This is a genomic window from Colwellia sp. (assembly GCF_013215345.1).
In the GTDB taxonomy this organism is placed as follows: domain Bacteria; phylum Pseudomonadota; class Gammaproteobacteria; order Enterobacterales; family Alteromonadaceae; genus Colwellia.
This window is the reverse complement of the sequence record NZ_JABSOV010000055.1, coordinates 21,208-27,813: the sequence shown is the minus strand read 5'-3', so window position 1 is coordinate 27,813 and position 6,606 is coordinate 21,208. Positions and strand designations below refer to the sequence as shown.

3 protein-coding genes and 1 pseudogene are annotated in these 6,606 nt (G+C 38.3%); all 4 read right to left on the bottom strand.

Annotated elements, in window-relative coordinates; translation table 11 throughout:
* Nucleotides 1-254 (bottom strand): annotated as a pseudogene (locus tag HRT50_RS10220) (Na(+)-translocating NADH-quinone reductase subunit C); the annotation flags it as partial.
* Entirely contained in the window at nucleotides 247-1,458 is a 1,212-nt protein-coding gene (locus HRT50_RS10215; RefSeq protein WP_291614040.1) for an NADH:ubiquinone reductase (Na(+)-transporting) subunit B, read from the bottom strand. The pseudogene HRT50_RS10220 and the gene HRT50_RS10215, both read right to left, overlap by 8 nt.
* Nucleotides 1,459-1,460: 2 nt before the next feature.
* Nucleotides 1,461-2,798 carry a Na(+)-translocating NADH-quinone reductase subunit A gene (locus HRT50_RS10210; protein ID WP_291614038.1) on the bottom strand — a complete coding sequence of 446 codons (1,338 nt, stop codon included), beginning with the start codon at nucleotides 2,796-2,798 and terminating at the stop codon, nucleotides 1,461-1,463.
* Nucleotides 2,799-3,274: 476 nt separating this feature from the next.
* Entirely contained in the window at nucleotides 3,275-6,454 is a 3,180-nt protein-coding gene (locus HRT50_RS10205) for a ligand-binding sensor domain-containing diguanylate cyclase (protein ID WP_291614036.1), read from the bottom strand.
* Nucleotides 6,455-6,606: the final 152 nt, after the last annotated feature.

Below are 6,606 nucleotides of genomic sequence, written 5' to 3'. Positions count from 1 at the left end.
ACACGCTTGTTATAAGTAGCAACAATGCTTTTGGCTTTACTACCAGCAGCGTTTATGCTTTCTAACTTCAAAGCTGTAGCTAATAAACCTGATGCTTCAAGTATTTTAGTTTGCTTATCAAGCAATTTGTTAGCTTGTTGTAGTGGCTTTAGACCAACCGCGGAGATAGATACCAAGGCCGCACACACTAAACAAATAACTAAAACAAATATCAGCGTACCGGCAACCGTTTCAGTTTTTTTAGTTTTAGACATTACGAGCAAGCCTCCGTTTTATGTTGCCTTTGACAACAAAGTAATCAAACAATGGCGCGAACAAGTTTGCAAATAATATCGCTAACATCATGCCTTCAGGGAAAGCAGGGTTAACAACACGAACCAATACCACCATCACGCCAACGAGTGCACCAAACCAGTATTTACCGGTATTAGTAAATGAAGCCGACACAGGATCTGTTGCCATAAACATCATACCAAAGGCAAAACCACCAATAACGAAGTGCCAATGCCAAGGCATAGCAAACATTGCATTAGTTTCACTACCAATAACATTGAATAATAACGAGGTAAGTACCATACCACCAAACACACCTAAGACGATGCGCCATGAAGCAATGCCTTTATAAAGGATGTAAGCACCACCCAATAAAATAGCAAAAGTAGATACTTCACCAACAGAGCCTGGAATAAAGCCCCAGAATGCATTCCACCAATCTGCGTTCATAGTGTAATCAACCATGCCCGCCGTACCAGCATTAAATGCACTTAACATAGTAGCGCCTGAGAAGCCGTCAACAGCAACCCAAACCGCATCACCTGATATTTGAGCAGGATAAGCAAAGAATAAAAACGCACGACCCGCTAATGCAGGGTTTAAGAAGTTTTTACCTGTACCACCAAAAATTTCTTTAGCGATAACTATACCAAAAGTAATACCAATGGCGACTTGCCATAATGGAATACTCGCTGGCAAGATAAGTGCGAATAATATAGAAGAAACGAAGAAACCTTCATTAACTTCATGTTTACGCACAGCAGCAAAAAGAACTTCCCAGAAACCACCTACAGCAAACGTAACCGCGTAGATTGGTAGAAAGAAACAAGCACCGTAAAGCATCATGCTAAAAGTATCAGCACTGGCCGTTAGCGTACCACCAAGCAAGGTAAATAAATCAACCTGCCAAGATTGTGGTAAAGCATAACCCGCCGCTAATGCGTCAACAGCTTGATAGCCAATGTTATACATACCAAAGAACATGGCAGGGAAAACAGCAAGCCATACTGTGATCATGATACGCTTTAAATCAATGCTATCACGAATATGGGTTTTACCTTTGTTCACATAACCAGGGGTAAATAATCCCGTAGCAACAGCTTCGTAAAGTGCAAACCATTTCTCATGTTTGCCGCCTTTTTCAAAATGCGGTTCAATGTCTTCAATAAACTTTTTCAAGCCCATGACTAACCTTCCTTTTCGATTGTGGTTAGGCAATCACGAAGAATTACACCGTAATCTGTTTTGCCTGGGCAAACAAATGTACACAGTGCTAAATCTTCTTCGTCTAGCTCTAAGGCACCTAGTTGTTGCGCGCCGTCGGTATCACCAGAGCAAATATCGCGTAAAAATAAGGTAGGTAAAATATCTAATGGCATAACACGTTCAAAGTTACCAATTGGTACCATAGCGCGAGAACTACCGTTAGTCGTAGTGGTCATGTTAAATAACTTACTTGGGAACAAGTGCGACAAATAAGCGCGTGTTACCGAGAATTTATTTGCACCTGGGTACATATAACCAATAAAGTCTTTTTCACGACCTTCAAGAATTAATGATACTTGTACATTATAACGACCTAAATAACCGTGAACTGCTGCCGCGGTTGAGCCCATTAGTAATGAACCAGAAACAATACGTAGTTCACCATCAACGGTTTCACCTGCTGATAATTCAGCAGTACTTGCACCTAGAACCGTACGTATTAAACGAGGGTTAGTGGCCGCTGGGCCGGCAAGTGAGATAACACGGGTATTGTCAAGTTCACCAGTGGTGAATAATTTGGCAACAGCGATAACGTCTTGATAACCAACATGCCAAACAAACCTGTCGGCGCTTGCTGATTTTAAGAAGTGAATATGTGTACCTACAAGACCTGCAGGATGTTTACCGGCAAATTCAGTTACTGTTGCATTGCTATCTACTGGGATATTTGACCCAGGAGCCTTGCTAACAAATACTTCACCACTCGTTAAGCGAGATAAAATAGTTAAACCATTTTTAAACGCTTCACCTTGTTCATTAATGATGACTTCTGGATTTGCAGCTAATGGATTAGTATCCATGGCGCTAACAAAAATCGCAGCAGGTGCACTATCAACGGCAGGTACTTTGCTGAATGGGCGAGTTCTAAATGCTGTCCATAAACCTGAATCAACTAGGTTCTTAACAACGTCTTCGCGTGCTAGAGAAGCAAATTCAGTTGCTGGATAAGCGGTAAACGTTTCTTGATCATAGCCATCGACATCGATAACAACTGATTGCAAAACACGTTTTTCACCACGGTTAATTTCTTTAACAACACCGGCAGCTTGAGCTGTGAATTTAACGCCAGGATTTTTTTTATCTTCAAAAATCGCTTGACCTTTTTTAACGCGATCACCCACTTTGACAAACATGGTTGGACGCATACCCACAAACTCTTCACCGAGTGTTGCAACGGTTTTGATGGACGGACCATCATGGATTACCTGCTGGGGAGTACCTTTTACAGGAACATCCAAGCCTTTTTTTATTGTAATCATAAACACTTGCACTACTTTTGATGGGAGTATAAAAATCAGTTCATTAGTTTATCTAATAAATACCACAACGCTTAAACCATTTAGAAAGGAGTAAATGCCTAAATATCAATTAGATAAAATGTAAGTCACTAACTTCAGTGTATTTCAGTGAAGAATTAATTTTAGCGTTGCCACTAAAGAAGAATACCCACTGGCTCTAAGTTAAAATTTTCTGGCGCGATAGTACCATAAAATGACCTTTTTATTCTACGGGCATTCAGGGTTTTTCATTACAATTTAGCCTATTAATGGACTTTTTGCGTAGCTTTTGCTGATAATTTAACCTACCTAGTAAAGTTACCCTGCTATAGGGTTTTTATTACTCGGTAATTGCAGCCATTTTGATTGAGTTTTGATGATTTAATCCCACTGTGATAAGTTAGCAAGTAACTGACTTTCCTTATTAGCTAAACAGCTATTGATATAAACATCATTATTTAACTGCTATGGGGTAATTTACTTACTAATATTATTTCGCCACTGCTTACTTTGTCAGCTAAATTAAAATCACCAATACGTTCAAAATTCCTTAAGTTAAAATGTTCCCCGGCTGAAATACCCGCCCAACCATCTCGGCCGTTATCTTTTACGTGATAAAGCGCTTTATCTGCTACTTCAATGAGTTGTGAACAACTTAAGCGACAAGTAGCAGCGCGATCAAAAGGAATAGTGGTATAGCCAATGGAAACTGTTTTAGTTATTTTTTCACCCGTAGATATTTCAAATGATTTATTACCTACTTTAGTTCGTAAACGCTCAGCCATCTCTTGAGCTTTGTCAGCTTGCGTAAAACGTGAAACTATTAAGAACTCTTCTCCTCCCCAACGAATAATATGATCTGAAGAGCGAAAGACATCTTGTAGTAAAGCGGAGAATTGCTTCAAAACCATATCACCTGATTCATGGCCATATTTATCATTTACCTCTTTAAAAAAGTCAATATCGGCGAAAAAAAAGGTCACATCAGCATTCAGGGTATTATCTTTTTTCAAGCGCATCGATTGGGAAATATCTTGATCAATGGTACTTTCTAAAAAACGTCTATTTTTCAAACCCGTCAATGAATCGGTTAAGGCTGCTTGCTCATAAGCGATAAAAAGAATTCTGTGTTTATGTACATGGTAGCTAACTTTAAGCAGTAATAGCGCGACGAGTACATAGATTAATTTCGCCCACCATGTCCACCAAAGTGGTGGTAATATTGTGATAGATAAATCGGTACTTTCTCCCCAGATAGGGTTAAAGGTATGTGCCCCTCGAATAGATAAGGTGTACTGCCCTGGGTTTAAGTTGGTATATGTTATCCGCCTATTTTTAGCGGTATTTTCAATCCAAGCTTCATCAAAACCCAGTAACCTATGCTGATAAATAACCTTGTTTGGCTGCCTAAAATCCAATGCGGATATATCAAATGAAATAATATTTTCATTATCAGGAAGGGTTAAATGTTGAGTTTGATAAATAGGCTTAGTCAGAATCCTACTTTTTTCATCAACTTGCACTGACTTATTTGCTAGTAGCAGGTCATCAATGGTAACTTTAATTTGGTGATTTTTGGTCACTATATACTGAGGGTCAAACGACAACAGCCCATAATCAGAGCCAAAATATAACTGATTATTTATCGCTAGACCATGAGCAGCATTGTTAAAACTGCCCTTTATGCCATCTAATATGCTAAAAGTGTCAAATTGATAAGTTAGCGGTGAAAAACGATATAAATTATTATTACTTGCTAACCAAAGCATGCCAGCACTATCTTTTTGCATCCCTGATAATATAGTGGATAAATGCTGCTGTAGAACTAAAACTGTATTGCCATTAATATTCTTGGTAATTTCTTCTACTTCCCATAGCCCAGTATTGGTGGCGAACCAAATATTGTGCTGATCATCTTCGGCTATTTTTGCCACAGTTGAGAAACGAACACTGCTCGCTGGCAGTTGCTCGTTAAAACTAAAGACAAGTTCAAAAGGCATATCAGTTTTTTTTAAATATACGCCTTCTGTCGTCACTAACCACAATTTGAAGCGGCTATCTAGAAACATAGCATTTACTGAGCCATTACTAGGGTAAATATTTTCATTCCCTACTAGATCTATATGTTTCATTTCATTTTTCTGTGAATTGAATTCATATAAACCACTAGTAGAACCAATAAATAGCTTGTCATTATATTCAAAAATTTCACTAATATAATCGCTTGAGCCACGTCCACCGTCTTTATTAAGCAAAGTAAAAGTAATGAAGTCATCAGATTCTTTTTGATATTTATTCAGCCCGCCGTTTCTTGTGCCAACCCAGATATCACCATTGCTTTGCTGCTTAATAGTGCTTATGGCATTATCCGATAGTGAGTTTCCATCAGACTTTTGATGTTGAAAATGTTTAATTAGCTGCAGGTTAGCACTGAGGTGAAGAACGCCGCTTGTTTCAGTGCCCAGCCATACATCACCATTATTGTCGGTAAGAATTGATGATATCGATTTTTCATGTATGCTGCCGGGAAAATATTGAGTTAAACTTTCCAAATGAAAATTATGATCATCTAAAACAAGAGAGTGTAACTTGCCACGCCAACTGCCTAGCCAGATACTGCCATGCTCATCGCACATCAAAGCATAGTAAGCCGCATGACCTAAGGTTGATAATTCTGGATACTCGTCTTTTAAGTAATGAAACTTTTCTGTGGTTAAATCAAAGTAAGCAACACCATTAAGCGTACCTAACCACAACATATTTTGCCTATCCCTCATCATAGTAACAATGGTTTGTGGCCCAACGTTTTTTTTATCTCCGCTACCTAAGTAAAACCGCCTTACCTTGCCAGTATTAATATCAAGCAAATTTAAACCACCTCCCCAGGTACCAACCCATAACTTATGGTTACTATCATCAAATGATAACGATTTAATGGTATTACTCGATAGTGTATTGCTATCTTTTGCACTCGTTTGATAATACGTTAGTTTACTTGTCCGTTTATTTAATTGGATAACACCGTAATCCCTAGTCGCTATCCACAGATCACCCGTATTACTTTCTACCAAGTCGCGTAAATATAGTATTGCAGTATTTTGCGGATTAATTAATGGGATCCTCTGAAAGTTATTGCTCTCGGTATTATATTTATTTAAACCGCCACCAGAGGTAGCAATATATATACCTCCTTGTTTAGAAAGTAACAGTTTGCGAATATTATTATGGCTCAGACTATGCGAATTATTTTTATCATGCTGAAACAATGTGATTTTTTGATTACTGCTCGTCAGTTTCACCAGACCTTTATTACGGGTACCAAACCACAGATCCTTATTATTGTCTTGAATAATAGACCAAACTTCTAGCTGCTCGAAGTCTTTACTGGTACTTTTAAATTCATAGCCGTCATAGCGTAATACCCCTGCAGAAGTACCCAACCAAATAAAGCCCTGATGATCTTGAAACATGGTGAAAATCGTTAAGCTTTCAATTTGTAAAGCGCCCAAAGGGTTTTGCAGATGATAAGCAGGGGGGAAATAATTATTGGATGGTAAGCTAGCATTAACACCTTGCAATACTAAAAGTAGCAATAGTATTGAGTGAGTAAGGAAGGATTTGACTAACTTAAGACTCAATTCACACCTCTAGTTGACCGCTTTTTGTACTATGTCAATTAAGTAAAGTATAAGAGCTTAATTATTGCAATAAGTCTATGTGATCAAGTTAGTCCATGTGTTTTATTAGCAACAAAAAAGCAGCAAATATTATTGCTGCCTTAAACGTTCTA

Bases quoted from the DNA above. Each gene is read 5' to 3' on its own strand.
- HRT50_RS10215 (WP_291614040.1), bottom strand. From the start codon at position 1,458: ATGGGCTTGAAAAAGTTTATTGAAGACATTGAACCGCATTTTGAAAAA.
- HRT50_RS10210 (WP_291614038.1), bottom strand. From the start codon at position 2,798: ATGATTACAATAAAAAAAGGCTTGGATGTTCCTGTAAAAGGTACTCCC.